We start from the raw sequence: 25,274 nt of genomic DNA, 5'->3' as shown, positions 1-25,274 counted from the left end.
CCGATCGAATACATAGCGGGTATCGTGTATATATATTTACGTTCGGCCCGGACCGACGCCCGCGGTCTCGCCGATCTCCGGCCTCGCGGCTGTCCCGCGGATCCGTGTGAACGCGTGACTGGGCGGGGAGGAGTTGAGAAGAGTTAAACCGGATCCGTCACAACGAACGGTCGCGCTCGGTTGGTGTAGTCCGGCCAATCATGTTGGCCTTTCGACGAACGCGGTACCAGACGTGCCGGTTCGGAAGACAGCCGACGACCAGGGTTCAAATCCCTGACCGAGCACTTCTCGTGGAGCCGTCCGCCGAGCCGCCGGCTCGCGTCCGTCGCCGACCGGAAGGACAAGAGTGACGACCCCGGCCGCCGAGAAGCACCCATGAGCGATCCCGACCCAGCGGACGACGGTGTCGACGCCGACGACTTCCGGTTCGAGACGCGAGCGATCCACGCCGGCCAGGAGCCGGACCCGGAGACGGGCGCGCTGATGACGCCGATCCACGCCAACTCGACGTACGAACAGGACGGCCCCGGCGACCACCGCGGCTACGAGTACTCGCGGACCGGGAACCCGACGCGCACCGACCTGGAGGAGAACCTCGCGGCGCTGGAGTCGGGCAGTCACGCCCGCTGTTTCTCCTCGGGGATGGGCGCGATAAACACCGTGCTCAACCTGCTCTCCGCCGGTGACCACGTCGTCGCCGGCGACGACGTCTACGGGGGCACCCACCGGATCCTCACGCAGGTGTACGACCAGTACGACCTCGAGACCACCTTCGTCGACACCACCGACCACGACGCGGTCCGCGAGGCGATGGAGCCGAACACGGAGCTGGTCTGGGTCGAGACCCCGACGAACCCGCTGATGAACGTGAACGACATCGGCGCGCTCGCCGACATCGCCCACGAGGCGGACGCGCTGTGTGCCGTCGACAACACGTTCGCGACGCCGTACCTCCAGCGCCCGCTCGAACACGGCGCGGACGTCGTCTGTCAGTCGCTCACGAAGTACCTCGGCGGCCACTCCGACACGATCGGCGGGGCGCTGATCGTCGACGACGCCGACCTCGACGAGGAGATCGGCTTCTACCAGAACTCGGTCGGCGCGACCCCCGGCCCGTTCGACGCGTTCCTCGTCCTTCGGGGCACGAAGACGCTGCCCGTCCGGATGGACCGCCACTGCGAGAACGCCGCCGAACTCGCCGAGTGGCTCCGGGACCACGACGACGTGAGCCGCGTCTACTACCCCGGCCTCGAGTCGCACCCGCACCACGAGCTCGCCGCCGACCAGATGGACGACTTCGGCGGGATGCTCTCCTTCGAGTTCGACGGCAGCCTCGAGCAGGCCTCGACCGTCGTCGAGGAGACGGAGGTGTTCACGCTCGCGGAGTCGCTCGGCGGCGTCGAGAGCCTCATCGAGCAGCCCGCCGCGATGACCCACGCCGCGATCCCCCGCGAGGAGCGGCTCGCCGCCGGGCTCACCGACGGGCTGATCCGCGTCTCGGTCGGCATCGAGCACGTCGACGACATGAAGGCGGACCTCCAGCGGGCGTTCGACGTCGCGCTGGAGTGAGGCCGGCTCCCCGTCCGCCGGGACGTCGTCGGGCGCGCCGACCCGGTCCCGGTAGTCGGGGCCGCGGTACCGAGCCTTTTGGTCCCCCTCGCCGTCCCCACGGCCATGGCCGACCCGGACGTCGTCGTCTTGCGACAGAAGATCCACGGTATCGAGGGCAGCGACTACGCCGAGATACTCCGCGAGCGGCTCCCCGACCGCGAGATCGCGCTCGCGCGGACGCCCGCGGAGGAGCGCGAGTACCTCTCGCGGGCACGGGTCGCGACCGGCCCCACCGCCGACGGGGAGGACCTCGCGGCCGCCGAGAACCTGGAGCTCTTCGCCTGCGTGTACGCGGGGACGGGCCACCTCCCCCGCGAGGCGTTCGAGGAGCACGGGATCGCGGTGACGAACGCCTCCGGCGTCCACGGCCCGAACATCGCCGAGTACGTCGTCGGCGCGATGATCGGCCACGCCCGCGGGTTCCATCGCGCCCAGCGACAGAAACGGCGCCGCGAGTGGCGCTCGTACCCCACGACCGAGGTGTACGGCTCGCGGGTCGCCGTCGTCGGCCTCGGCGCGATCGGCGAGACGATCGTCGACCGGCTCTCCGCGTTCGACGTCGAGACGGTCGGCGTCCGCTACACGCCGGAGAAGGGCGGCCCGACGGACGAGGTGGTCGGCTTCGACCGGATCCACGAGGCGGTCGCCGACGCCGAGTACGTCGTGCTCGCCTGTCCGCTCTCGGACGCGACGGAGGGGCTGATCGACGGCGACGTCCTCCGGACGATGCGCTCGGACGCCGTGCTCGTCAACATCGCGCGCGGCCGCGTGGTCGACACCGACGCGCTCGTCGCCGCGCTGCGGAACAACCGGATCCGGGGGGCCGCCCTCGACGTGACCGACCCCGAGCCGCTCCCCGAGGACCACCCGCTGTGGGGGGTCTCGGACGTCACGATCACGCCGCACAACGCGGGGCACACGCCGGCGTACTTCGACCGTCTCGCCGACGTCCTCGCGGGGAACCTCGATCGACTCGACGCGGGCGAGGAGCTCCGCAATCGGGTGTTTTGAGATACCCGCCGTCCGGATCGCCGATCAGAACGTGACTCGCCGCGGGTCCTCGTCCGTGAGCCGGCGCACCGTCAACACGGGAACGTCACAGGTCCTGACGACGTTCTCGGCGACGGACCCGATGAGAAAGCGGTTCTCCCCGTGTCGCCCGCGGGTCCCGGTGACGACGAGGTCGGCGCCGATCCCGTCGGCGTACGAGACGATCTCTCTGGCCGGTCGCCCCTCGCGCACGTCGGTCACGACCTCGAGGGCGTCGTCGCGGTCCGCCCCGCGCTCGACGACCGCCGCGAGCGCGCGCTCCCCGTGGTCGTCGAGCGCGTCGCGGAGGTCCTCGCGCACCTCGTCGGGCGACGACTCGACCTCGCCCGTGTCGAGGACGTACAGCGCGTGGACCGCCGCGTCGAAGCGGGCGGCCAGGTCGATCGCGACGTCGACCGCCCGACCGACGCTGTCGGAGCCGTCCGTCGCGACCACGATCGTGTCGAACATGCCCGACCGTTCGCCGACGCGAAAGTTAAAAGGGTGCGGTCGCCGCCGCCGACGGTCCGCCCGGTCGGGACGACCCGCCGGGCCGGACCGTCGCGGCCGTCAGGCCAGGAAGACGTGTCGCGGCCGGTCGGCGAGGACCTCCCGACCCCACTTGACGGTCTCGCGGAAGTCGTCGGAGCCGAAGAAGTCCATCGCGTCCTCCTTCGCGCGCCACTGGCTGGCGATGAACATGTCGTTTTCGTCCTCGACGTTCACCATCAGGTCCGTCTCGAGGTGGCCGTCCATCCCGGCGAGCGCCTCGCCGACCTCGTCGAAGGTGTCGGTGAAGTCCTCACGGTGTTCGGGCTTGACGGTGTAGAACATGCCCATCGTCCCGAAGCCGGACTCCTCGCCGGCGCGACCCACGACCCCCGGCAGCTCAGAGAGGAAGCCGGCCGCGGTCTCGGCCGCCGAGGAGGTCTCCCAGAGGGAGACGACGGCGGCGCGGTCGGTCCCTCGGCCCTCGTACACCGCGGTCTTCACGTGGGTGCCGTAGTGGTCGAAGTTGGCGCGGAGCCCCTGGACCTCCTCGAAGAGGTCGTCGACGTCGGCCTCGCTGTACAGCACCGTCGCGAACACGTCCTCCCCGTGGGGTTTGCCGGCGTAGATGTCGAGGTCGGCGAGCTCGCCGCGGATCCCGTCGGCGTCGGCGGACTCCCCGGCGTCGGCGTCACCGTGGGCGTGGTCGTCCCCGCCGTGGGGATGGTCGCCCTCGCCGCCGGCGCTCCCGTCCCCGTGGGGGTGATCGCCGTGAGCCGAGCCACCCTCGCCGTGGTGGTCGTGTGCGCCGTCGCCGTGGTGGCCGTCAGCGTCGCCCTCGCCGCCCGCGTCGCCGGTCGGGACCGCCTCGCCGGCGAGGTACGCGCCGAGGTCGCCCGGCGGGAACCGGCGGCCGACGTAGAACCGCCCGAACTCGCCGTACCGCGAGGAGGCCTCGTCGAAGCGCATCTCGTAGACGATGTCCTTGATGTCGGTCGGGTCCGAGCCGAACAGGGTCACGCCCCACTCGTGGTCGTCGAAGCCGACGGAGGAGGCGATCACCTGTTTGATCCGTCCGGCGTACTCGCGACCGACGTCGCCGTGGCCGGCCATCAGATCGGCGCGCTCCTCGAAGGAGAGGTCGTACCAGTTGTACTCCTCGCCGCGGCGCTTGCTCATCGGGTAGAAGGAGACGTACTCGTCGTCCGGGATCTCCGGTTTCAGCTTCCCCTCGATGTACCGGCGGAGCTCCTCGTCGACCTCGTCCTCGTCGCCCTCGAAGTAGGCGTCCGAGACGTACCCCGACACCTCCGTGACCGAGACGTACGACGACTCGGTGGTCGTGAACTCGGCGAGCGCGGTGTTCTCGAACCCGCGCTCGATCGTCGACAGCTCGTCGAGCGTCGGACGGAAGTGGATCGTCAACAGGTCCGCCTTGTGTCCGAGCACGGAGAAGACCGCGGAGTCGCCGGCGTCGGCGGCCGCGAGCTTCTCGCGGTGGAGCAGGTACGACCGGCCCTCCTCGACGGCGCGTTCCCGCTTCCGCTCGGGCGCGTCGCGCCACGCACCCCAGTCGATCGACCGGAACTCGTGTAGCGCGAACCACCCTTCCTCCGTCGCTGGTGCCTCGACCATACGCGAGGTTGGGTCGCCGTGACTTAGGGGTTTTCGAGTCGCCCGCGGCCGTGACTCGATCCGGGCGGGGCCGGATCGATCCGGCCCGGCTGCGACGCGCGCTGCGTCCCGAAGGACTATATCGGCCACCCGTCACTCTCCGAGCGATGTCTTCCGAGGAGCCGACCGTCCCGATAGTGTGTACCGACTGCGAGACGGAGACGCGGGTTCCCCTCTCGGACGTGGCGGACGCGCTCTCCCGGCACAACGACGGGAAACACGACGGTGAGGAGGTGGCGGAGGTCGATCCGGGGCTCAAAGACCGGCTGGCCGACCTCGTCGCCGACGACCTCGGGCTGTTCGAGGAGGAGTGAGGCCGGCGCCTGGACCTCCCCGGCTCAGTCGTCGTTCGCCAGCGCGCCCTCCGGATGACCCTTGTGCTGGAGGTTCCGGTTGTCGCGCTTTTCGACCGCGGTCGCGGGGATCACCACGTCGACCTCCGATCGCGGCCGACCCGTGTAGCCGTGGTCCGCGGCCTCCTCGCAGTGGGCCATCGCGTCGTGTGCCCCCTCCCACGGTCCGGCGTCACACCCCTCCGCGGTACAGACGAAGACTATCTCTTCTGACATGCTATCCGGCCGTTCTCGACACGGACGTAAAAAGATCACACGCAAACTATCAGTAGTGATATTCGTGTGTCTCGGCGGCCGCGGCGGCGCCGTCGACCGTCCCGGTCTCGACGACCCCGCGGAGGAACCGTTCGACCCGTCCGCAGGTCTCCTTCCACGTCGGGTGCCCCCGGAACGTCTCGCGGGCCGCCTCGCTCAGCCGGCGGAGGCGGTCGCGGTCGCGCGCGAGGGGACCGATCGCGTCCGCGACGGCCTCGGCGTCGCCGGGCGGGACGAGCGCGCCGTTGTGGTCGCCGACGAAGTCGCTCGCGCCGCCGTTCGCCGAGGCGATCGCCGGCAGCCCGAACGCCATCCCCTCGAGGTAGACGATCCCGAACGGCTCGTATCGCGAGGGGACCGCGAGGAGGTGCGCCGAGCGCAGCTCCCCGCGGAGCGCGTCGTCGTCGACGCGCCCGGCGAACGCCACCCGCTCCGCCACCCCGCGGCGGTCGGCGAGCGCCCGCAGCGACGCGACGTGCTCGGGCGCGACGTCCACGTCCCCGACGACCCGGAGCCGCCAGTCGATCCCGTCGTCGAGACGCGACAGCCCCCGGATCAGGGTCGCGATCCCCTTCCGCGGGGTGACGTTGCCGACGGCGACCACCTGGAACGGGTCCCGCGTCAGCCGGTCGCCGGAGAGCGCCGGGGCGGTCCCGAGCCGGTCGCCGGCGGGGGGCGCGACGACGCCCGGAAGCGACGTCCCGGCCGTCCCCTCGGTCCGCTCGGGATCCCCGATCCGACCGGAGCCGCCGACGCCGCACAGATCGGCGACGGCCTCCCGCGTCGGCCGGCTGTTGAACACGTACGCGTCCGCGGTCCCGAGGTAGTCGCGCTCGATCGCCCGGACGACCCGGCCGCCGACGCCCTTGCCGACGACCGCCGACCGGAGGTAGTGGACCAGCGCGACCACGGGCGTCCCGACCCTGCGGTTCGCGAGGAACAGCGACGGGCCGCAGTAGGCGTCCTCGACGACGACGTCGACGCGGTCGAGGCGATCGACCAGTCCGGGCGCGAGGTTCGTGAGGAGCGACCGGCGGTAGGACCGCTCGGGCAGCGAGACGACCTCGACCGTCCAGCCGCGGTCCGCGAGGTGGTCGGCGAGCCGTCGGTCGTAGAGGAATCCTCCCGATCGGACGTCGAGATCGCCGTAGACGACGATCCCGACATGGGGGGCATCGGCCCCCTCGTCGGCATCGGAGGCCTCGCCCTCGGAGCCGCCGCCCCGATCGCCCATCTCAGTCGCTCGCGGCGGGCGCGCCGAACAGCTCGACCGCGGTCCCGGCGTGACGGCAGTCCTCCAGCGCGTGTTTCGCGGCGAACCCGGCCTCGTGGGCGGAGGCCCCGTGGCCGATGCCGACCTGAAGCTCCACGTCGACGTCGGCGACGACGTGGTCGACCGCATCCACGAACGCGGACTCGGGCATGTCCGGACAGACCGCGATCACGTTGTCGCCGCCGACGAAGAAGGAGAGCGCGCCGTGCTCGCGCCGGAGGTACCGCATCAGCGACGCGTACGCCCGCTCGATGTCGATGAACGTGTCGAACTCGTTGAGTCGGTCGGTGTACTTGCCGGTCACGTTCACCACGTCGAAGTGGGCGATCTGGACGTCGCCGGCGACCTCGGTTCGTCCCTCGTCCTGCGCGCTCCCCTCCGTCTGGAGCCGGGCGTTGGCCGCCTCCAGGGCGTCGATCGGTCGATCGCTCACGGCGGTGCCGAGGCTGACGGTCACCGGATAGCGGTTGCCGATCGACTCCTGTAGCGTGGCGTGGGCGTCGCCGTCGACCCCGTTCGTCACCGCGATCATGTTGTCGAAGCGGGTGAAGAAGGCGTACCCGTCGCGGTGGCCGAGGAACTCGGCGATGTCGGCGAAGAGGCGGGACTGGAGGCTCTGGAGGTCCATCTCCCGTCGAGGCTTCGGCGTCACCGTCCACGGTCCGTAGTTGTCGATCTGGACGAGGGTCACCTGGGTCGTCGTCACAGTACGCCTCGATTCGGACCGGCGCCGCTTTACGCTTCCGTTATCACGAAGCTGCGATCGATCCCGGTGTTGGAACGATCGTCGGGCCGGCTGGGCCGGCTGGGCCGGCTGGATCGTCCGACCGCCGACCGAGCGCAACCCATACGGCGACGGCGGCCCACGGACGGACATGGAGTTCTCCGGTGCCGTCCTCGACGTCGACGGGACGGTGGTGCGCGGCGACGATCCGATCCCCGGCGCGCCGTCGGGCTACCGCCGGCTTCGCGAGGCCGACGTCGAGACGCTGTTCGTCTCGAACAACCCGACGAAGGCGCCGCCGGCGTACGTCGACCGGCTGGGCGCGGCGGGGTACGACGCGACCGCGGAGGACGTGATCACCGCCGGGAGCGTGACCACGGCGTACCTCCGCGAGCACCACGCCCGCGACGACCTGTTCTGTCTGGGTGACCCCGGCCTCCTGGAGCAGTTCGCCGACGCGGGGCTCTCGACGACGGAGGACGTCGAGGCCGCCGACGCGTTCGTCGCCTCGATCGACCGGTCGTTCGACTACGACGACCTCTGTACGGCCCTGTGGGCGCTCGACCGCGGCATCCCGTTCATCGGGACCGACCCCGACGTGGTCATCCCCGCGGCCGAGCGGGACGTTCCGGGGTCCGGCGCGGTGATCCGCGCGGTCGCGGCCGTCGCCGAGCGCGACCCCGACGTGGTCCTCGGGAAGCCCTCCGATCCCGCCATCGAGATGGTCCGCGACCGGCTCCCGTATCCGCCCGAGCAGTGTCTCGTCGTCGGCGACCGCCTCGACACCGACGTCGCGCTCGGCGCGCGCGCCGGGATGACCACCGTCCTCGTGCTGTCGGGCGTCACCGACGAGGCCGACCTCGCCGACACCGACCTCGAACCGGACCACGTCCTCGAGCACCTCGGCGAGATCGACCGAGTGCTCGAGTGACCGAAGCCGGACGTTATTTCCGCATAATTTATGTAGGAGTACGGTGACCGTCGAGGCATGACAGCGGTTGACTCACACGACGCGGCCGCGGACGACGACGAAGCCGACCCCGAGGACGAGGTTCCGGTCATCGAGGGTCACGCGGTCCAGTTCAACGAGTACCGGTACTGAGCCGCGTCGACGTCGCTCCCGTCTCGTCACGGATGCCGCCGAGCCGCCGGACCGTCGTCTTTCGACCGTCAGCCGTCCGTCGCCGTCTTTCGACCGTCAGCCGTCCGTCGCCGTCTTTCGACCGTCAGCCGTCCGTCGCCGTCTTTCGACCGTCAGCCGTCTTCCGGTCGGCCGCCGGACGACCACGCCGCCCCGCTGTCGGGAGGGTTAAGTGGTCGTCGCGGGTACTCCCGAGCGTGTATCGGAGGCTCAGACGCGCGAGCGTGTTCGCCGCGGTGGCCGCGCTCGCGGCGTTCGCGCCGGCGCTCGGCACCGCCGCCGCCGTCCCGTTCCTCGCCGCCGCCGGCACGTTCCTCCTCGGCATCCGCGACGGGGAGTGGTTCGAGACCCTGGCGCTGCCCGGCGACAGGGAGGAGGAACGCCTCTATGGCGTCGGCGCGTTCTCGCTCTCGCTCGCCGGGCTCGCGCTCGTCGCCACGTTTCCCCCCGTTCCCCTGCCCGCGGGAGCGTTCGCCGCGGCCGCGCTCGCGGTCGGCGGCGGGCGACTCGGTCGGGAGCTCGTCGGGACGCGCTCCGACGACGAGTTCCGGCTCGTCGCCGGCTACCTCCTCGCGGGCGGCGTCGCCGCGGCGGTCGGACAGGTCGTCTCCGGCGCGGCGGCCTCCCTCGTCGGTGGCGGCGGCGGCGACGCGCTCGCCGGCGCGTTCCCCGCGTTCGCGTTCCTCGGCTCAGTCGCGGTCCTGACCGCGGCGCTGGTCCGTTCGCTGGTGTACGCGCGCGACGCCCACATCACCGTCGTCGTCGTGGCGCTGGTGGCGTGGGGGTTCACGGCGCTCGATCCGACCGTGACCCCCGTCGGCGTCGTCGCGGCGCTCGCCGTGACGGCCGCCCTCGGCTACGCCTCGTACGCGCTCGGGGCCGCCTCGGTGCCGGGGATGCTCACCGGCGTGTTGCTCTCGCTTCTCACCGTCGTGCTCGGCGGCGTGGCCTGGTTCCTCACGCTGATGGCCTTCTACGCGGTCGGCGGGCTCGCCTCGAAGTACCGTTTCGACGAGAAGGCGGACCGCGGCGTCGCCCAGGAGAACCAGGGCGCGCGCGGGACGGGCAACGTCCTCGCCAACTCCGCGGTCGCGCTCGCGGCGCTCCTCGGCTACGCCGCGGCCCCCCACGTCGGCGTCCCCGAGTGGATCTTCCGGCTCGCGTTCGCCGGCGCGGTCGCCACCGCGATGGCGGACACGCTCTCCTCGGAGATCGGCGGGCTCTTCGACGCCCCGCGGCTGATCACGACGCTCCGGCCGGCGGAGCCGGGGACCGACGGCGCCGTGACCTGGCAGGGCGAGCTCGCCGGCCTCGCCGGGGCGGCGTTGATCGCGTCCCTCGCCGCCGTCCCGCTGCCGGTCGTCGATCCGGTCGTCGGCGGCGGCGCCCTCCGCGCCGGCGGGATCGTCGTCCTCGCGGGCGTGTTCGGCATGACCGTCGACAGCCTCCTCGGCGCGCTGGTCGAGGGCGACCGGGTCGGCAACCAGGCCGTCAACTTCCTCGCGACGCTCTCGGGCGCCGCCCTCGCGGTCGGCGTCGGTGCCGGCGTCGCGGTCGGGTGACCTCGATGGCCGATCTCGACTCCCGTTCGGACTCACGGGTTCGCCCGATCCGTCCCGCCGACGCCGACCGGGTTCGATCCCTCCAGCGGCACCTCCGCGAGCCGAGCTCGGACCTGTTGGAGTACGGCGTCGCGATCGGATCGGGGTTCGTGAGCGTCGCTGACGGCCGCGCATCTGACGACGCGGGCGTCGCGGAGGGCGGTTCGGCCGCGGAGGGCGGTTCGGCCGCGGAGAACGGTTCGGTCGTCGGCTACGCGCTCCCGGTGGACGCGCCGACCCGCCCCGGCTGTCACCTCGCCGAACTCGTCGTCGCCCCCGACTTCCGCCGGGAGGGTCGTGCCCGCGGGCTCCTCGCGGCGGCCGTCGCCGACGCGGACGGTCCCGTGACGCTTCAGACGCACCCCGACAACGACGCCGCGCTCACGCTCTACGAGGCGTGCGGGTTCGAGGTGGTCGACCGGCGGCCGGACGCGTACGCCGACGGCGACGCGCTCGTGTTGCGCCGGGAGTAGACGGGTGGTCGCGTCACACGCTCTGGAGTGAGGATCCCGGTTTTGCTTCGTCTCTCCGATCGAGAGGCATCCGCGAGCGTTGGATGCTTATGGAACGGGTGTTACAGATGGTCTTACTCTGACAGAAACGCGATCGTCGCTGGCGCGGTGACCACCGCCAAAGCCCCAGCCGGCTCCGGTTGAGGGCCTCGCTGTGGTCCTCGTCGCTCACTGCGTTCGCCCCTGCGGTCCTTGCGTCGGCCGTCTTCCCGGAGCCGGCTGCCCCTTTGGGCCCCACCCGACCGCAACCGCCCCGCACCTCACGCCTCCCCAGCCTCGCTGCTCGCGCGTTCCACGCGCTCGCAGCGTCCAGCGAGAATCGAAGATTCTCTGGCAGCCGGCGGCGACGCCACCGCGATCGGTCGGTGCTTGGACCGTACTGACCGATCCCCTAGCGCTCCGAGACGGGAACAGACACAAGGACTATTCGAGGGGCCCGCCTCGGGCGAGGTATGACCGAGGCCGACGCGGACGCCGACGTGGCGGTGGAGTTCGGCGAGGACGGGCTGGTCCCCGCGATCGCACAGGACGCCGAGGACGGCGAGGTGTTGATGCTCGCGTACGTCTCGCCGGAGGCGCTCGAGCGAACCCGCGAGACGGGCGAAGCCCACTACTACTCCCGGTCGCGCGAGGAGCTGTGGCACAAGGGCGGCTCCTCGGGCCACATCCAGACCGTCGAGGAGATCCGCGTCGACTGCGACGCGGACACGCTGTTGTACCTCGTCGACCAGTCGGTCGGCGCGTGTCACACCGGCCACCGGTCGTGTTTCCACCGCACGATCGACGGCGAGCACGTCGGCGAGCGCGTCTTCGACCCCGACGAGGTGTACTGATGGCTCGCGGCGAGACCGCGGGCCGGCGGGTCGTCGCCGACGGCGGCACCGACCCCGATTCGATCCCCGACGCCGACGCGATCCGGTCCGCGGGCGAGGCGGCCGCGGAGCTCCGCGAGCGGTACGACGAGCTCTCCCGGCTCGAGTCGCGCATCGCGGACCTGGGCCGGGACCGCGTGGAGGCGGCCGCGGACGCCTACCGGCGGGCCCACCGCGTGCTCGACCAGTACGAGGAGGACGCGGTCGGCACCGGCGACTTCGGCTCGTACGTCCAGTTCGAAGGGGAGTTCGCGAACGCGGTCGACGTCGACGACGACACCCCCGCGGCGGACGCCTTCGCCGCCGCCGACGAGGCCGTCGACAAGCGCCGACTCTCCGAGTCCGACTTCGCCGCGGCCCGCGAGGCGCTCGAGCCCGCGGGCGACTACGTCGAGTTGCTCTCCGACCGCGACGACGCGGTCGACGAGTACCGGCGCGCCCGGAAGGCCGCCACCGACGCCCGCGGCGAACTCGCCGACCGGCTCGAGGACCTGCGCGGGATCGCCGACATGGCCGATGCCGACCTCGACGCCGACGTCTCGCGGCTCCGCGAGCCGATCGAGGGGTACAACGACGCGGTCCGCGAGGGGTTCCGGGAGTTCTACGCCGCGGAGTCGGCCCGCGACGTCTTGGACTTCCTCGAGCGCGCGGACGCGACCCCCTTCGTCGACGCCGACCTGCCGCCGGCGGACCTCCGCGAGTACGTCGACGAGCACCCCGCCGGCGAGGAGCCGATCCCCACCCTCCTCGAGTACGCCGACTACTCCAACTCGAAGCTCGACCACTACGTCGACGACGTGGGCGCGCTCCGGACCGCGGTGGCCGTCCACCGGACGTTCCTCGACCGGATCGACGCGGAGCCGCTGACGCTCGACTGGCCGCCCGCACCGGGCGACGAGCTGGCCTACGAGATCGACGAGCTGGTCCCGCTCGTCTCGCGGATCGCCGCCGACGAGACGGTCGCGGCGCTCCGGTCGATCCGCGACCTCGCGCGCTCCGACGAGTACGAGCGGCTCCGACGCGCCGCGGTCGTGCGCGACGCGCTGGACGACGAGGGACTCGCGCTGATCGCCTCCGGGGAGATCGACGACCGGGTCGCCGAGGCGGAGCGCACGCTCGCGCTCGTCGACGACGTGCTCGCCGAGACGGAGCGGTAGGGACGGCGTGGCAGGCAACCGGCAGGTAGTCCCGCCGACCGCGGCAGTTTAAGTCGCGAGGGCGACGAGACGACGATATGACCCGATTCGACGCCGCCACGGAGTCCGAGCGGCTGGCGCTGTTCGCGGACGGGGCGGCGGCCCACCGCGCCCGGTCGAGCGACGTGATGACCGTCGACGTCGACCCCGACAGCGACGTCACGGACGGCGGGGAGGTCCCGCCGTGGATCCAGCTCGCGGGCACCGAGCTCGTCATGGACTGTACCGACGACGAACTGGAGCGGCTGACGGACCTCCTCTCCGAGTTCCCCGAGTTCCGGATCGACGAGCTCGTGACGCCGGAGGAGGCCGAGGGGACGAACGCGGTCGTCACCGCCCGGTCGGACGCGAACCGCGTCGCGGGGTTCATCGAACGCGCCTTCCGGGAGGTGTACGGCCTCGACGAGACGTACAAGGCGTGGGTCACGGCGGTCTGACGGGCGCCGATCGTCGCGCTCCCGTCCGATCGTCCGCGGGATCAATAGCTTGAAACCGGCTCCGGACCCGTACACGCACATGGCGCTCGAAAAGGACGTGGACTGTCCGGACTGCGGCGAGACGCACGCGTTCTACCGGACGGCGGCGACGACCCTCCACCTCGGGGAGAAGACGAAGTGGCGGTGTCCGGAGTGTGGCTTCGGGTACGTCCAGATAAACGGGATCAGCACGCTGTCGGCCTGATTCCGCCTTCGGATCGCCGCTCGGCTCGCCCGATCGGCTCGGCGAGTTCGACGAGTTCGAGCGGTCGGTAAGTCGAAGGGTCCGGCGACGACGCACGCGTGACGCGACGCGGCCGACGCGACCGTCGTCGCGACCGCGTACCGGAAACCGAACGTCGAGCCGCCGTTACAGGTTCGCGCTGCCCGCGCCGCCGTCGAGGACGATCGACTGGCCGTTGATGTATCCCGACTTCGGCGAGGAGAGGAACGCGGCGGTGTTGCCGAGCTCCATCGGGTCGCCGATGCGCTCGACCGGGATCCCCTCGCCCCAGTCGGCGAGGCCCTCCTCGTAGGAGTCGTACTCGCCGCGCTCGACGGCCTGGTTCACGAGGTCCTCGATCCGGCTCGTCTCGTGGGGACCGGGGAGGACGGCGTTCGCGCGCACGTCGGGGGCGAGCTCCTTCGAGAGCGTCTTCTCCAGCCCGATCACGCTCATGCGGACGGAGTTCGAGAGGACGAGCCCGTCGATGGCCTCCTTCACCGACCGGGAGGCGACGTTGACGATGGTGCCGCCGTCGCCCTCCCGCAGCGGGTCGGCCGCCTCGCGGCAGAGGCGGACGACGCTCATCACCAGCAGGTCGTAGGCGTGGTACCAGTCGTCGTCGTCGGTCTCCAGGAACGGTCCCGACGGCGGGCCGCCGGCGGAGGTGACGAGGTGGTCCAGCCGGCCGAACTCCGCGAGCGTCTCGTCGACGAGCCCGACCACGTCCTCCTCCGCCGTCAGGTCGCCCTGTACGGGGTGGATCCGCGCGTCGCCCGCGGCCTCCTCGCGCAGCTCCTCGGCGGCCGCCTCGAGTCGGTCCCCGTCGCGGCCGTTGATCACGACGTTGACGCCCTCGCGGGCGAGAGCCGTCGCCGCTGCGTTTCCGAGCCCGTCGCTGGACGCCGTGGTCAGCGCCACGTTGCCCTCGATGTCTAGGTCCATACCCTCCGTGTCGCCCCCGGTGAGTTAATCCTTACCGACTCGGCCACCGGGACCGGCGACGAGGGCTTTATGCCGGTCGGCTCGGAGGTGCGCGTATGCGAGGAATGCGAGGCAACCATGGTCGGTGAGGCGCGCGATCCGTCGGGCGACACCGGGCCGCTCGACGGCGTCACGGTGCTCGACGCCTCCCGCGTGCTCGTGGGACCGTTCTGTACGATGCAGCTCGGCGACCTCGGCGCCGACGTGATCAAGATCGAACGCCCCGGCGTGGGCGACCAGACGCGGACGTGGGTCCCGCCCGCGTTCGGCGAGGGCGAGAACGCCCAGGGAGCCTACTACTCCAGCGTCAACCGGAACAAGCGGTCGGTCGTACTGAACCTCGCGAGCGAGGAGGGCCGCGACGTCTTCCGCGACCTCGCCCGCGAGGCGGACATCGTCGTCGAGAACTTCCGGGTGGGCAAGACCGCCGAGTGGGGGCTCGACTACCCGGACCTCGCCGAGGAGAACCCGGAGATCATCTACTGCGGCCTCTCCGGCTACGGCGAGTGGGGTCCCGACCGCGACGCGCCGGCGTACGACATCGTGATGCAGGCGAAGGGCGGGCTGATGTCGATCACGGGCGTCGAGGACGGGCCGCCGGTCCGGGTCGGCGTCGCGCTCGCGGACATCGGCGCGGGGATGTACGCCACCCAGGCGATCCTGGCCGCGCTGCTCGAGCGCGAGCTCGGCGACGGCACGGGCCAGAAGATCGACGTGAGCCTGCTCGACGGGCAGGCCGCCTGGATGAGCTACATGGCGGCGAACTACTTCGCGAGCGGCGACCCGCCGGGGCGGATGGGGAGCAAACACCCGAACATCGCGCCGTACCAGGCGTACGAGACGGCGGACGACTACGTCGTCGTCGGCTGTTCGGCGGACTCCTTCTGGCCGCGGCTCTGCGACGCGCTCGACCGGCCGGATCTGCTTGCCGACGATCGGTTCGAGGTCAACGAGAAGCGCGTGCGGAACCGCGACGCGCTCGACGCGGAGCTCGAAGCCGAGTTCGGCACGATGACGACCGAGGAGGCCGTCGAGACGCTCACCAGCCACGACGTGCCCGCGAGCCACGTCCGCGACATGGAAGAGCTGTTCGACGACCCGCAGATCGAGGCGCGCGACATGCGTCTGGAGATCGATCACCCGGAGGTCGGCACCGTGGAGGTGCCCGGATCGCCGATGAAGTTCTCGCGGACGCCCGTGACGGTCCGCCGGCACCCGCCCATGCTCGGCGAACACACCGAGGAGGTCCTCCAGGAGTACGGCTACGCCGACGCCGACCTCGACCGGCTCGTCGAGGCGGACGTGATCCCCGAGCCGGTCGAGGACTGATCCCCGAGCCGGTCGAGGACCGGCCCCGCGCTCCCGTCGGCGATCGGGTCCCCGGCTCGCCGGCGACCTTCGTCGACCGATGGACCGAAGTCCCCCGGTGTGCGATCCCAGCGCATGGAGACCACCGACGCCTTCGAGGGGCTCTCGTGTGTCGACTGCGGGGAGACGTTCGACGCCGGGACGGCCACGCACCGCTGTCCGGACTGCGACGGGATCCTGGATCCCCGCTACGACCTCGACCGGATCGACCTGACGCCGGCGGATCTGGCGGCCCGCCCCGGCGAGTCGATGTGGCGGTACGAGGAGCTGTTGCCGTTCACCCGCGAGGCCGCGGTGACGCTTGGAGAGGGAGACACCCCGCTCGTCGAGTGTCCGGCGCTCGCGGAGGCGATGGGCGTCGGGCGGGTGCTTCTGAAGGACGAGGGCGCGAACCCGACGGGAACGTTCAAGGACCGCGGACAGTCGCTCGCGATGACCGCGGCGCGCGAACACGGCGCGAGCGAGGTGGCACTGAACAGCGCCGGCAACGCGGGACAGGCGGCCGCGGCGTACGCGGCCCACGCCGACATCGACGCGCACGTCTTCCTCCCGTCGCGGGCGGGGTTCACCCAGAAGGCGATGACGGAGGTCCACGGCGCGGACCTGACCGTGACCGACCCCGTCGGCGGCAACTCACAGATCGGCGACGCCGGGAAGGCGTACGCCGCCGCGATGGACGACAACCCCGACTGGTACTCGACGAAGACGTTCGTCACGCCGTACCGCCACGAGGGGAAGAAGACGATGGCGCTGGAGCTGTTAGAGCAGCTCGACTGGGAGGCCCCCGACGCGGTGGTGTATCCGACCGGCGGCGGCGTCGGGCTCGTCGGGATGCACAAGGCGGCCCGCGAGGCCCGCGAGCTCGGCTGGAGCGACGACCTCGTGCCGATGTACGCGGCGCAGGCGGCGGGGTGTGCGCCCGTCGTCGACGCCTACGAGGCCGGCGCGGACCGACACGAGCCGCTCGCGGACGACGAGGTCGACACGGCCTGTAACGGGATCGCCATCCCCGATCCGGGGGCGAGCCCGCTGATCCTCGAGGCGATCCGCGAGTCCGACGGCGGCGCGGTCGCGACGACCGACCGGGAGATCCTCGACGCCGCGATCACGGTCGCCCGCGAGGAGGGCCTGGAGGTCGGCGCGACGTGTGCGGCGGCGGCCTCGGGGGCGTTCGCGCTCGCGGAGTCCGGCGAGTTCGGCCCGGACGACACGGTCGTCCTCCTGAACACGGGCGCGGGCAACAAGGACGTCGACACGCTGCGGGCGCATCTCGGCGAGAGCGAGGCCTGACGCGCGTCGGAGGCGGGCCGCCCCGGCGAACCGGAACCACTAGGGCGGGCGGCGGCGACCCCTCGCGCATGGAACTCGGCGTCATCGGACTCGGGCGGATGGGGCGGATCGTCGTCGACCGGAGCCTCGCGGCGGGCCACGACGTGGTCGCGTTCGACCTCTCGGCGGAGGCGACGGCGGCCGCCGCGGAGGCGGGCGCGGAGCCCGCGGACTCCGTCGCCGACCTCTGTGAGCGGCTCGACGGGTCGGACGGGGGCGACGGAGCCGGGGCGGATGTCGAGGACGGAGGCGGCCCGGACGAGACCGGCGGCAAGCGGATCTGGCTCATGGTGCCCGCGGGCGACGCGGTCGACGCCACGCTCGCGGACCTCGAGCCGCACCTCGGGGAGGAGGACGTGGTCGTCGACGGCGGCAACTCCCACTTCGAGGCGTCGGTCCGCCGCGCCGAGACCACCGACGCCGCCTACCTCGACTGCGGGACCTCCGGCGGGCCCGCGAGCGCCGAGGAGGGCTTCTCCCTGATGGTCGGCGGTCCCGAGTGGGCGTACGAGGCGATGGTGCCCGTCCTCGACGCGGTCGCGACCGGTCCCGACGGCCACGACCGGATGGGCGAGTCCGGCTCGGGCCACTACGTGAAGATGGTTCACAACGGGGTGGAGTACGCGCTGATGCAGGCGTACGGCGAGGGGTTCGAGCTGCTCGCGGAGGGCCGGTACGACCTCGAGATGGAGTCGATAGCCCGCACCTGGAACAACGGCGCGGTGATCCGGTCGTGGCTGCTCGAGCTCTGCGAGGAGGCGTTCCGCGAGGAGGGCAACGACCTCGGCGACGTCGCCGACCACGTCGCGGGCGGGTCGACCGGGACCTGGACCGTCGAGGAGGCGCTCGAGCAGGAGGTTCCCGTTCCGCTCATCTACGGGGCGCTCGCCGAGCGGTTCGACTCGCGCAACGAGGGCCGGTTCTCGCGCCGGCTCGCCAACCGGCTGCGGTACGGCTTCGGCCGGCACGAGGTCGCGCGTCGCTCCGAGGGCGAAGAGGAATAACGGTCGAGACCCCCGTGAACCGATCCGGGCGGTGGCGCGCCTCCGAGTGTTCCGAAGGGGCACGAGGAGCCCGCGAGGGACGCGGCGAGCGAGGTGTGAGTGAAACGAGCACCTCGGTAGCGAGCCGCGAGGCTGGGGAGGCGTGAGGGCCGGGGCGGTTGCGGTCGGGCGGGACTCAACGGGGCAGTCGCAATTCCCGCGAGCGTGAGCGAGCGGGAAGTCGAGAGACGAAGTCTCTCGGAAGGGCGACGCTCGGCGACGTAAGCACCGCAGGAGCGAACGAAGTGAGCGACGAGGAGCGCAACGAGCCGCGCGAGTCCTCGTGACTGGGGCTTTGGAGGTCCTCTCCGCGCCAGCAACGCTCTCCTTCTACTCGCCCCAATCTCCATCGAAATACCCGTCCTACAAGCAACTCCCACCGACCGGCTGTTTCAGACAAGAATATATCTGAAGAAGAGGATTCCAACAGAGCTACAGAGCCACACTCCTCAACTGAAACTCACTTCAAAATCGTCTGTCTGGGGATCCAAGCTTCCTATCCACGCTCGAATAAATCCTATTGGGGTCAAATACAGTAGCAATACGGGTAATGAGCTGAGGTCGCTATCGATCGTAAATGCGATACCGGCTAAGATCAACGTCACCGGGGCAAGTACATACACCAACATCAGGAACAATTCAGTGAGTGGAGCGTACACAAACGCCATCGGATCTGTCGGTGACTTCTCTCGGTATGATTGGTCCACAATGAAGTATCGCCAAACACGGCTCAGTTGAAACAGAACGATGCCGGCAATCGCAAGGCCGAGTGACATGGGTAGGTCCGAACTGAGCGTATATCCGGAGCTGACGGAGCGCATAATGACGCCAATGACCACTAGGTTAAACACAGCTTTGAACCAGACAAATCTGATGTTCCGCCAGTACACTGGCGGCAGGAAGTTAATCGGCTGAATCGGGACCGGATCGGTGTCCCATGCGTCTCCGTCGCGACCCTCCACTGGTTCCGGCGTAAACAACGCAACAGGAAAGAAGAACAACTGGATAATCGCTATTTCAATAAGATACACTACGGCGATTTCAACGAGATTCCACTGAAACACGACCACTCCGATGATGAGTGCGAAATTCAGTACAAGCCCAGCAAAAAAGTCGCTTGACTCTTTGAGTACCCCGAAAACGGTGTCACTGATTGACATCCAATTATTTTCGCTCATTTGCTAGCAGGTTGTTCTCATCTATTCATTTTTCTCTGTTGAATTATTTAGAATCTGATAAAAACTTCATGGAGATACAGAGGGTGAGTTTATCATATCAGACTCAGACCTCCAGAACACATATGTTCGCAGCTTCCGACCGAGGAAGTTATGTCCACGCTTCAGTCTGTCCTCCTCGATTGGAATCCGAGTCGGCTCATAAGAGTTGGTATAAGTGGCACTACGGTTCTTTCGTTCCGAGTTACTGATGAGGTTCTGGTGGGCCGTAGTGTGGCAATCGTCTTAGCAATGGTACTCGAGATTCCATGGTGGTTGTACGACCGTCATATCACTCAGTCTATAGATGGCTGACAGACTCGCGCTCTGTATTCAGCGAATGGTTGAGGACAGATCGCCGGTTGGGACTTTTAACGGATCCAATCCGACACGTACGCACGACTCGGGATCGAGGAGGTAGGATGTATGTCAGTGGGGTCGATATTGGTGGCCTCCTCCAGCCGCTCAACACGCAAGCAGATCCTCACGAGTAATTCGATCATCGGGCCGTGAAGTGAACCCCGTGACGGGAGTTCTATGACCCCATATCGATCCGTCGGCGACTGACCGGCCGTGGACGTGTCACCGATCACCGAGCGCGTGTCGGCGTCTCGACCGTCACGGCCGAGTACAGAAACTGGTTTATCGGTGTCGGCGGAACGGACGCCCATGATCGTACCCGGATCGAGTTCGCAACCGCTCGCGGCCGCGCTCGCCGAGGAGACGGGACGCCCGCTCGCGACCGCGACGTACGACCGCTTCCCCGACGGCGAGCGGCTCGCCGCGGTTCCGGAGTTCGCCGGCGAGGAGGCGGTCGTCGTCGCGTCGACGGACTCCGACGAGGCGTGGGTCGAACTCCTCCAGCTCCAGGACGCCGTCCGCGAGGCCGGCGCGGAGCGCGTGACGACCGTGCTCCCGTACATGGGGTACGCCAGACAGGACGAGTCGTTCCGCGACGGCCAGCCCGTCTCCGCGCGGGCGATGGCGCGGGCGGTCTCGACCGGCACCGACCGCGTGGTGCTCGTCAACCCGCACGAGCCGGGAGTCGCCGACTTCTACGACGTCCCCGTCGAGACGGTCGACGCCGCGGGCGTCCTCGCGGCCTCCCTCTCGGACCTGCGTGATCCGCTCTTTCTCGCGCCCGACGAGGGGGCGATCGGGATCGCGGAGACAGTCCGGGACGCGTACGGCCGCGGCGAGACGGACCACTTCGAGAAGCACCGCGACCGCGAGACGGGCGCGGTCGCGGTCTCCCCCTCCGACGCCTCCGTCGTCGACCGCGACGTCGTCGTCGTCGACGACATCGTCGCCACCGGGTCGACGATGAGCGAGGCGGTCGACGTGCTGGTCGATCGCGGGGCCGAGCGCGTCGTCGCCGCCTGCGTCCACCCGATGCTGGCCGCGAACGCGGTGACGAAGCTGCGGGCGGCCGGCGTCGACCGGATCGTCGGCACCGACACGATCGAGCGCGGCTGTAGCGTCGTCAGCGTCGCGCCGGTGCTCACGGAGGCGCTCGCCGCGGGCGCGGCCGCGGAGGAGGGGTGATCCTCGCGCGGACGCGTCGATCGCGACACGCTCGACCGCTCCGCAACCACTAAACGGCGCTCGCGCCTTCCTCCGGTAATGGCCGACTGGACCGAGCGGTACCGCCCGAGTACGCTCTCGGAGGTCCGCGGCAACGACAAGGCCCGCGACGCCTTCGCGGAGTGGGCGCGCTCGTGGGACGACCACCGCGAGGCCGTCATCCTCCACGGGAGCCCCGGCGTCGGGAAGACGAGCGCGGCACACGCGCTGGCGGCCGACATGGGCTGGGAGACGGTGGAGCTGAACGCCTCCGACCAGCGGACCGCCGACGTGATAGAGCGGTTCGCCGGGCGCGCGGCCCGCAACGCGACCCTCGGCGGGAGCGCGGCCGGCGGCGGCGCGAGCGGCGGCGACACTGCCTCCCGACAGCTCGTGATCCTCGACGAGGCGGACAACATCCACGGCAACTACGACCGGGGCGGGGCCTCCGCGATCACGGACCTCGTGAAGGAGTCGGGCCAGCCGATCGTCCTCATCGCCAACGAGTTCTACGACGTCTCCCGCGGCCTGCGGAACGCGTGTCAGGAGATCGAGTTCCGCGACGTCTCCGCGCGCTCCATCGTGCCCGTCCTACGGGACGTCTGCCGCAAGGAGGGGATCGAGTTCGAGTCGGACGCGCTCCAGCGGATCGCCGAGCGCAACCGCGGCGACCTGCGCGGGGCGATAAACGACCTCCAGGCCGCCTGCGAGGGGCGGTCGTCGATCGCGGTCGAGGACGTCGTCACCGCCGACCGAGACAAGGCGATGGGGATCTTCCCGTTCCTCGACGCGGTGCTCAAGGAGGAATCCGCGGAGGAGTCGCTCCGGTCGGCGTACGCGGTCGACGAGACGCCCGACGACCTCACGAAGTGGATCGAGGACAACGTGCTCTCCGTGTACGACGCGGCCGAGGCGACCCGCGCGTACGACTTCCTCGCGAACGCGGACGTCTGGCTGGGTCGCGTGCGCGCCAGCCAGAACTACTCCTACTGGCGGTACGCGACCGACAACGCGGCCGCGGGCGTCGCCGCCGCCCGCGACGGGACCAAGGGCGGGTGGACCCGGTACGGCCGCCCGCAGTTCTGGTCCTCCTCCGATTCGACCGCCGACGAGGTCGTGGGGCGGATCGCCGAGACGAGCGGCTGTAGCGTCGCCACCGCTCGCCGGGAGGTGTTGCCGTTCCTCGCCGCGATCACCCACCACTGCAAACCCCGCGAGCTCACCGTGGCGATGGCGGCCGCCTACGACCTCGACGAGGCCGGCGTGTCGTTCATCACCGGCTCCGGCGAGTCGACGAACAAGGTCGAGTCGATCGTCGAGGACGCGCAGGAACGTCGCGAGGCGCGGATGGCCGACCACGCCGAGGGCGCGTTCGCCGGCGGGGCCGACCGCGGCGGCGACGCGGCGACCCCGGCCGACGGGGACGCGGCGGGCGGGGTCGCCGCGGACGGGACCGATGCCGGCACGGCGGCCGACGACGTCGCCCCGAACGACGCCGAGGAGGACGGCGACGACGGCCAGTCCGGACTGAGCGACTTCGTCTAGGTCGGAACTCGTGGCGGCTGAAAGGGGCAGCGCGGCCCTCGGTCGGCGGAGTACGTGCTCACTCGACGGACCGCGGCCCCGCGTCGCACCCGGCGGTTCCGCTCGCCGCGTCGTCGCCCGCGGCCCCTCCTGGGTTCTCGTGGCTCTCGACGCCGGCGAACTCGAACCGGGCGCCGCCGGCACGGCTCTCGGTCACGGAGACGGACCAGCCGTGTGCCTCGGCGATCCGCTCGACGATGGCGAGCCCGAATCCCGTCCCCTCCTCGGCGGTCGTGTGACCGGGCTCGAAGACGGCCTCGCGGTCGTCCTCGGGGATCCCCGATCCGTCGTCGGCGACGTAGAACCCCCCGTCGGTCCGGCCGACGAAGACGCGCACGCCGTCGGCGTCGACCCGGCGAGCGGCGACCGCGTCGCCGTCGACGGACGCCGCGTCCGCGGCGAGTCCCTCGGCGGATCCGTGCTCGATCGCGTTCCGGAAGAGGTTCTCGAGTGCCTGTCGGAGCCGACTGTGGTCACACTCGATCCGCGGGAGCGGCTCCTCGACGACCAGTTCCGCGTTCGCCGGTCGTCCGACCGTGGCCCACGCTCGGTCGACGACGGCGCGGAGGTCGGTCTCGGCGGTCGCCTCGACCGAGCGCCCCTCGCGGGCGAGAGAGAGGAGATCCGAGATGAGCACGTCCATTCGGTCCAGCGCGTCGTGTGCGCGGTCGATCCGATCGACCGCCTCCTCGCCGTCGAACCCGCGGGCCAGCTCGAGGTTGCCGACCGCGACCGAAAGCGGGTTCCGCAGGTCGTGGCTCACGACGCTCGCGAACTCCTCGAGCCGCTCGCGCTGCTGTTCGAGCCGGCGCTGTCGCTCGATCCGTTCGTACGCGGGAAGCAGGTAGCCGATCACGTCACCGGCCTCGACGCGTCGACCGTGCTCGTGGATCCACGTGGGGTCGTCGTCGCCGTCGTGGTCGACCCGGTAGGCGACGTCGACCTCGCCGGCCGCGAGCTCCTCGCGGAGCCGATCGCGGTCCTCCGGGTGGACGGCCTCGAGCCAGGCGTCGTTCGGGAGGTCGTCGACCGGGACCGCCGGGTCGCCGGCGGACTCGATCTCGAGTCGGTCGGGGTCACCGTCCGGTCGTCGATAGGCGACGCCCGGTCGCGGGTCGGCCCCCGAGGACATGTATGGTCGACTCGTTCGTGAACCCTGATAAATCTTATCTGAATAACATTTGTTCGACGGTGAGATCAACGCTGAGACGGAGGGAATTAACGCGCCAGTCGGTGAAATAACGGGGATCCGGTACGCGGCTGACGGCGTACGACGGCGACCCCGACTCTGACCTGAGCCCGACCCCGATTCTGATCCTGGTCCCGACCCGATCGCCCCCGCCACGCGCCGTCGCGAGTCGAGGGGGCGGCTCCGATCCCGCGCGTCAGCGTCACCCCGCCGCCGGAGGGCACAACACGTATGCCGTCGGGCGACGACCGGCCACCATGCGCGCGGCCGTCCTTCGCGAGTACGGCGAGGAGTTGGCGATCCGAGACCTCCCCGAGCCGGAGCCGGGACCGGACGACGCCGTCGTCCGCGTCGACGCCTGCGGGGTCTGCCGGAGCGACTGGCACGCCTGGAAGGGCCACGGCGAGTGGGCCGACGACCGGGTACCCCGCGGCCAGGTGCTCGGCCACGAGCCCGCCGGCGAGGTCGTCGCCGTCGGCGACGCGGTCGACCGGTTCTCCCCCGGCGACCGCGTCGTGGTGCCCTTCTCGCTGGGCGACGGGACGTGCTCGTACTGTCGGCGCGGCCACGGCAACGTCTGTGCGGACGGGAGCGCCCTCGGCTTCGAGCCCGACGCGCCCGGCGCGTTCGCCGAGCGGGTCGCCGTCCCGCGGGCCGACTACAACCTCGTCGAGCGCCCGTCGTGGCTGCCCGCCCGCGACGCCGCGGCGCTCGGCTGTCGGTACATGACCGCCTACCACGCGCTCGTCGAGCGCGCCGGCGTCGGCGGCGGCGACCGGGTGGCGGTCCACGGCTGTGGCGGCGTCGGCCTCTCGGCGGTCCAGATCGCGGCCGCCGTCGGCGCGCGGGTCGTCGCCGTCGACGTCGACGACGACGCCCTCTCGCGGGCCGCGGACCTCGGCGCGGCGGAGACGGTGCGGGCGGGCGGTGGAGGCGGAGGAGGAGCGGCCGACTCGACCACGTCCGTCCCCGAGCGGATTCGCTCGCTCACCGACGGCGGCGTCGACGTCTCGATGGACGCGCTGGGTATCGCGGAGACGTGCCGCAACTCCGTCCGGTCGGTCCGCCCGCGCGGGACGCACGTCCAGGTCGGGTTGACCACCGACGCGGAACGCGGCGAGGTGTCGCTGCCGACGGACTGGATGACCCGCTGGGAGGTATCGTTTCTCGGCGCGCGCGGGATGCCGCCGACGAACTACGACGACCTCTTCGCGCTCGTGGAGGCGACCGCGATCGACCCCGGCGCGCTCGTGACGCGGGAGCTAGCGCTGTCGGAGGTGTCGGACCGGCTCGCCGCGATGGACGACTACGAGGTGCGCGGCGTCGAGGTCGTCACCGAGTTCTGATCGCCGCCGAACCGGCCTCCGTCGAGGCTCATCTTTCAAACGCCTCAGTGTGAAACGCCCGGTCGATAAAGTCCAACCACCGACCGATCGCGGTGGCGCGCCTCCGAGTGCCCCGAAGGGGCACGAGGAGCCCGCGAGGGACGCGGCGAGCAGAGCGAGCCGCGAGGCTGGGGAGGCGTGAGGTGCGGGGCGGTTGCGGTCGGGTGGGACTCAAAGGGGCAGTCG

At 70.5% G+C, this 25,274-nt stretch carries 24 protein-coding genes and 1 tRNA gene; 17 read left to right on the top strand and 8 right to left on the bottom strand.

Going from position 1 to position 25,274, the window contains the following annotated elements; genetic code table 11:
• Positions 1-174 precede the first annotated feature (174 nt).
• The 3 genes from DJ70_RS04450 to DJ70_RS04440 all read left to right on the top strand — a co-directional run bounded on the left by DJ70_RS04450 (position 175) and on the right by DJ70_RS04440 (position 2,622).
• Positions 175-284 (top strand) — tRNA-Glu (locus tag DJ70_RS04450).
• A gap of 91 nt (positions 285-375) precedes the next feature.
• Positions 376-1,569, top strand: a complete 1,194-nt coding sequence (locus DJ70_RS04445) for a cystathionine gamma-synthase (protein ID WP_094530528.1) — start codon at positions 376-378, stop codon at positions 1,567-1,569.
• A 105-nt stretch (positions 1,570-1,674) separates the two neighbouring features.
• On the top strand, positions 1,675-2,622 hold the full coding sequence (locus tag DJ70_RS04440; protein ID WP_094530526.1) for a D-2-hydroxyacid dehydrogenase: 948 nt from the start codon (positions 1,675-1,677) through the stop codon (positions 2,620-2,622).
• Positions 2,623-2,646: 24 nt separating this feature from the next.
• Here DJ70_RS04440 and DJ70_RS04435 read toward each other — a convergent pair whose 3' ends face one another.
• On the bottom strand, positions 2,647-3,111 hold the full coding sequence (locus DJ70_RS04435) for a universal stress protein (protein ID WP_094530524.1): 465 nt from the start codon (positions 3,109-3,111) through the stop codon (positions 2,647-2,649).
• Between the two features lie 99 nt (positions 3,112-3,210).
• Positions 3,211-4,764, bottom strand: coding sequence for a heme-binding protein (locus DJ70_RS04430; protein ID WP_094530522.1), 1,554 nt, complete (start codon positions 4,762-4,764; stop codon positions 3,211-3,213).
• 146 nt (positions 4,765-4,910) lie between these two features.
• Between DJ70_RS04430 and DJ70_RS04425 the strand changes: the two genes are divergently transcribed.
• The gene (locus DJ70_RS04425; RefSeq protein WP_094530520.1) at positions 4,911-5,117 is read left to right on the top strand and encodes a hypothetical protein; all 207 of its coding nucleotides are present in this window, start codon (positions 4,911-4,913) and stop codon (positions 5,115-5,117) included.
• A 24-nt stretch (positions 5,118-5,141) separates the two neighbouring features.
• Here the strand turns inward: DJ70_RS04425 and DJ70_RS04420 are convergent, their stop codons facing one another.
• The 3 genes from DJ70_RS04420 to DJ70_RS04410 are packed head-to-tail and all read right to left on the bottom strand — an operon-like array spanning position 5,142 to position 7,390.
• Entirely contained in the window at positions 5,142-5,372 is a 231-nt protein-coding gene (locus DJ70_RS04420; protein ID WP_094530518.1) for a hypothetical protein, read from the bottom strand.
• Between the two features lie 49 nt (positions 5,373-5,421).
• Positions 5,422-6,645 (bottom strand): glycosyltransferase family 4 protein, encoded by a 1,224-nt coding sequence (locus DJ70_RS04415; RefSeq protein ID WP_094530516.1) that lies wholly within the window; start codon positions 6,643-6,645, stop codon positions 5,422-5,424.
• A gap of 1 nt (position 6,646) precedes the next feature.
• Complete coding sequence (locus DJ70_RS04410; protein ID WP_094530514.1) at positions 6,647-7,390, bottom strand: GTP cyclohydrolase III; 744 nt, start codon at positions 7,388-7,390, stop codon at positions 6,647-6,649.
• Between the two features lie 169 nt (positions 7,391-7,559).
• On the opposite strand from DJ70_RS04410, the gene DJ70_RS04405 reads away from it, so the two are divergent.
• The 7 genes from DJ70_RS04405 to DJ70_RS17225 all read left to right on the top strand — a co-directional run bounded on the left by DJ70_RS04405 (position 7,560) and on the right by DJ70_RS17225 (position 13,411).
• Positions 7,560-8,339, top strand: a complete 780-nt coding sequence (locus tag DJ70_RS04405; RefSeq protein WP_094530512.1) for an HAD-IIA family hydrolase — start codon at positions 7,560-7,562, stop codon at positions 8,337-8,339.
• Positions 8,340-8,746: 407 nt separating this feature from the next.
• A complete protein-coding gene (locus DJ70_RS04400) occupies positions 8,747-10,111 on the top strand; it encodes a DUF92 domain-containing protein (protein ID WP_179233963.1) in 1,365 nt (454 codons plus the stop codon).
• 5 nt (positions 10,112-10,116) lie between these two features.
• Positions 10,117-10,623 carry a GNAT family N-acetyltransferase gene (locus DJ70_RS04395; RefSeq protein ID WP_094530552.1) on the top strand — a complete coding sequence of 169 codons (507 nt, stop codon included), beginning with the start codon at positions 10,117-10,119 and terminating at the stop codon, positions 10,621-10,623.
• Between the two features lie 491 nt (positions 10,624-11,114).
• Complete coding sequence (hisI, locus tag DJ70_RS04390; RefSeq protein ID WP_094530508.1) at positions 11,115-11,495, top strand: phosphoribosyl-AMP cyclohydrolase; 381 nt, start codon at positions 11,115-11,117, stop codon at positions 11,493-11,495.
• On the top strand, positions 11,495-12,691 hold the full coding sequence (locus DJ70_RS04385) for a DUF7118 family protein (protein ID WP_245810685.1): 1,197 nt from the start codon (positions 11,495-11,497) through the stop codon (positions 12,689-12,691). The genes hisI and DJ70_RS04385 overlap by 1 nt, the downstream gene beginning before the upstream one ends.
• A gap of 77 nt (positions 12,692-12,768) precedes the next feature.
• Complete coding sequence (locus DJ70_RS04380; RefSeq protein ID WP_094530506.1) at positions 12,769-13,167, top strand: hypothetical protein; 399 nt, start codon at positions 12,769-12,771, stop codon at positions 13,165-13,167.
• 79 nt (positions 13,168-13,246) lie between these two features.
• Positions 13,247-13,411, top strand: a complete 165-nt coding sequence (locus DJ70_RS17225) for a DUF7838 family putative zinc beta-ribbon protein (protein ID WP_179233961.1) — start codon at positions 13,247-13,249, stop codon at positions 13,409-13,411.
• A gap of 165 nt (positions 13,412-13,576) precedes the next feature.
• Here DJ70_RS17225 and DJ70_RS04375 read toward each other — a convergent pair whose 3' ends face one another.
• Positions 13,577-14,374: an SDR family oxidoreductase gene (locus tag DJ70_RS04375; RefSeq protein ID WP_094530504.1), complete on the bottom strand. Its 798-nt coding sequence runs from the start codon at positions 14,372-14,374 to the stop codon at positions 13,577-13,579.
• 117 nt (positions 14,375-14,491) lie between these two features.
• Between DJ70_RS04375 and DJ70_RS04370 the strand changes: the two genes are divergently transcribed.
• From DJ70_RS04370 to DJ70_RS04360, 3 genes are all read left to right on the top strand, one after another.
• Positions 14,492-15,742, top strand: a complete 1,251-nt coding sequence (locus DJ70_RS04370) for a CaiB/BaiF CoA transferase family protein (protein ID WP_094530502.1) — start codon at positions 14,492-14,494, stop codon at positions 15,740-15,742.
• 114 nt (positions 15,743-15,856) lie between these two features.
• Positions 15,857-17,071 carry a threonine synthase gene (locus DJ70_RS04365; protein ID WP_094530500.1) on the top strand — a complete coding sequence of 405 codons (1,215 nt, stop codon included), beginning with the start codon at positions 15,857-15,859 and terminating at the stop codon, positions 17,069-17,071.
• Between the two features lie 68 nt (positions 17,072-17,139).
• Positions 17,140-18,114 carry an NADP-dependent phosphogluconate dehydrogenase gene (locus DJ70_RS04360; RefSeq protein ID WP_094530499.1) on the top strand — a complete coding sequence of 325 codons (975 nt, stop codon included), beginning with the start codon at positions 17,140-17,142 and terminating at the stop codon, positions 18,112-18,114.
• A gap of 488 nt (positions 18,115-18,602) precedes the next feature.
• Here DJ70_RS04360 and DJ70_RS04355 read toward each other — a convergent pair whose 3' ends face one another.
• On the bottom strand, positions 18,603-19,331 hold the full coding sequence (locus DJ70_RS04355) for a DUF6498-containing protein (protein WP_245810684.1): 729 nt from the start codon (positions 19,329-19,331) through the stop codon (positions 18,603-18,605).
• A 705-nt stretch (positions 19,332-20,036) separates the two neighbouring features.
• Here DJ70_RS04355 and prs point away from each other — a divergent pair.
• Positions 20,037-20,912: a ribose-phosphate diphosphokinase gene (gene prs / locus DJ70_RS04350; protein ID WP_094530497.1), complete on the top strand. Its 876-nt coding sequence runs from the start codon at positions 20,037-20,039 to the stop codon at positions 20,910-20,912.
• Between the two features lie 78 nt (positions 20,913-20,990).
• Positions 20,991-22,475 (top strand): replication factor C large subunit, encoded by a 1,485-nt coding sequence (locus tag DJ70_RS04345; protein WP_094530495.1) that lies wholly within the window; start codon positions 20,991-20,993, stop codon positions 22,473-22,475.
• A gap of 58 nt (positions 22,476-22,533) precedes the next feature.
• Here DJ70_RS04345 and DJ70_RS04340 read toward each other — a convergent pair whose 3' ends face one another.
• A complete protein-coding gene (locus DJ70_RS04340) occupies positions 22,534-23,646 on the bottom strand; it encodes a sensor histidine kinase (protein WP_094530494.1) in 1,113 nt (370 codons plus the stop codon).
• Positions 23,647-23,960: 314 nt separating this feature from the next.
• Between DJ70_RS04340 and DJ70_RS04335 the strand changes: the two genes are divergently transcribed.
• Positions 23,961-25,049, top strand: coding sequence for an alcohol dehydrogenase catalytic domain-containing protein (locus DJ70_RS04335; RefSeq protein WP_094530492.1), 1,089 nt, complete (start codon positions 23,961-23,963; stop codon positions 25,047-25,049).
• Positions 25,050-25,274: the final 225 nt, after the last annotated feature.

It is taken from the genome of Halorubrum halodurans, assembly GCF_002252985.1.
In the GTDB taxonomy this organism is placed as follows: Archaea; Halobacteriota; Halobacteria; order Halobacteriales; family Haloferacaceae; genus Halorubrum; species Halorubrum halodurans.
This window is presented reverse-complemented; position numbering and strand designations above follow the sequence as displayed.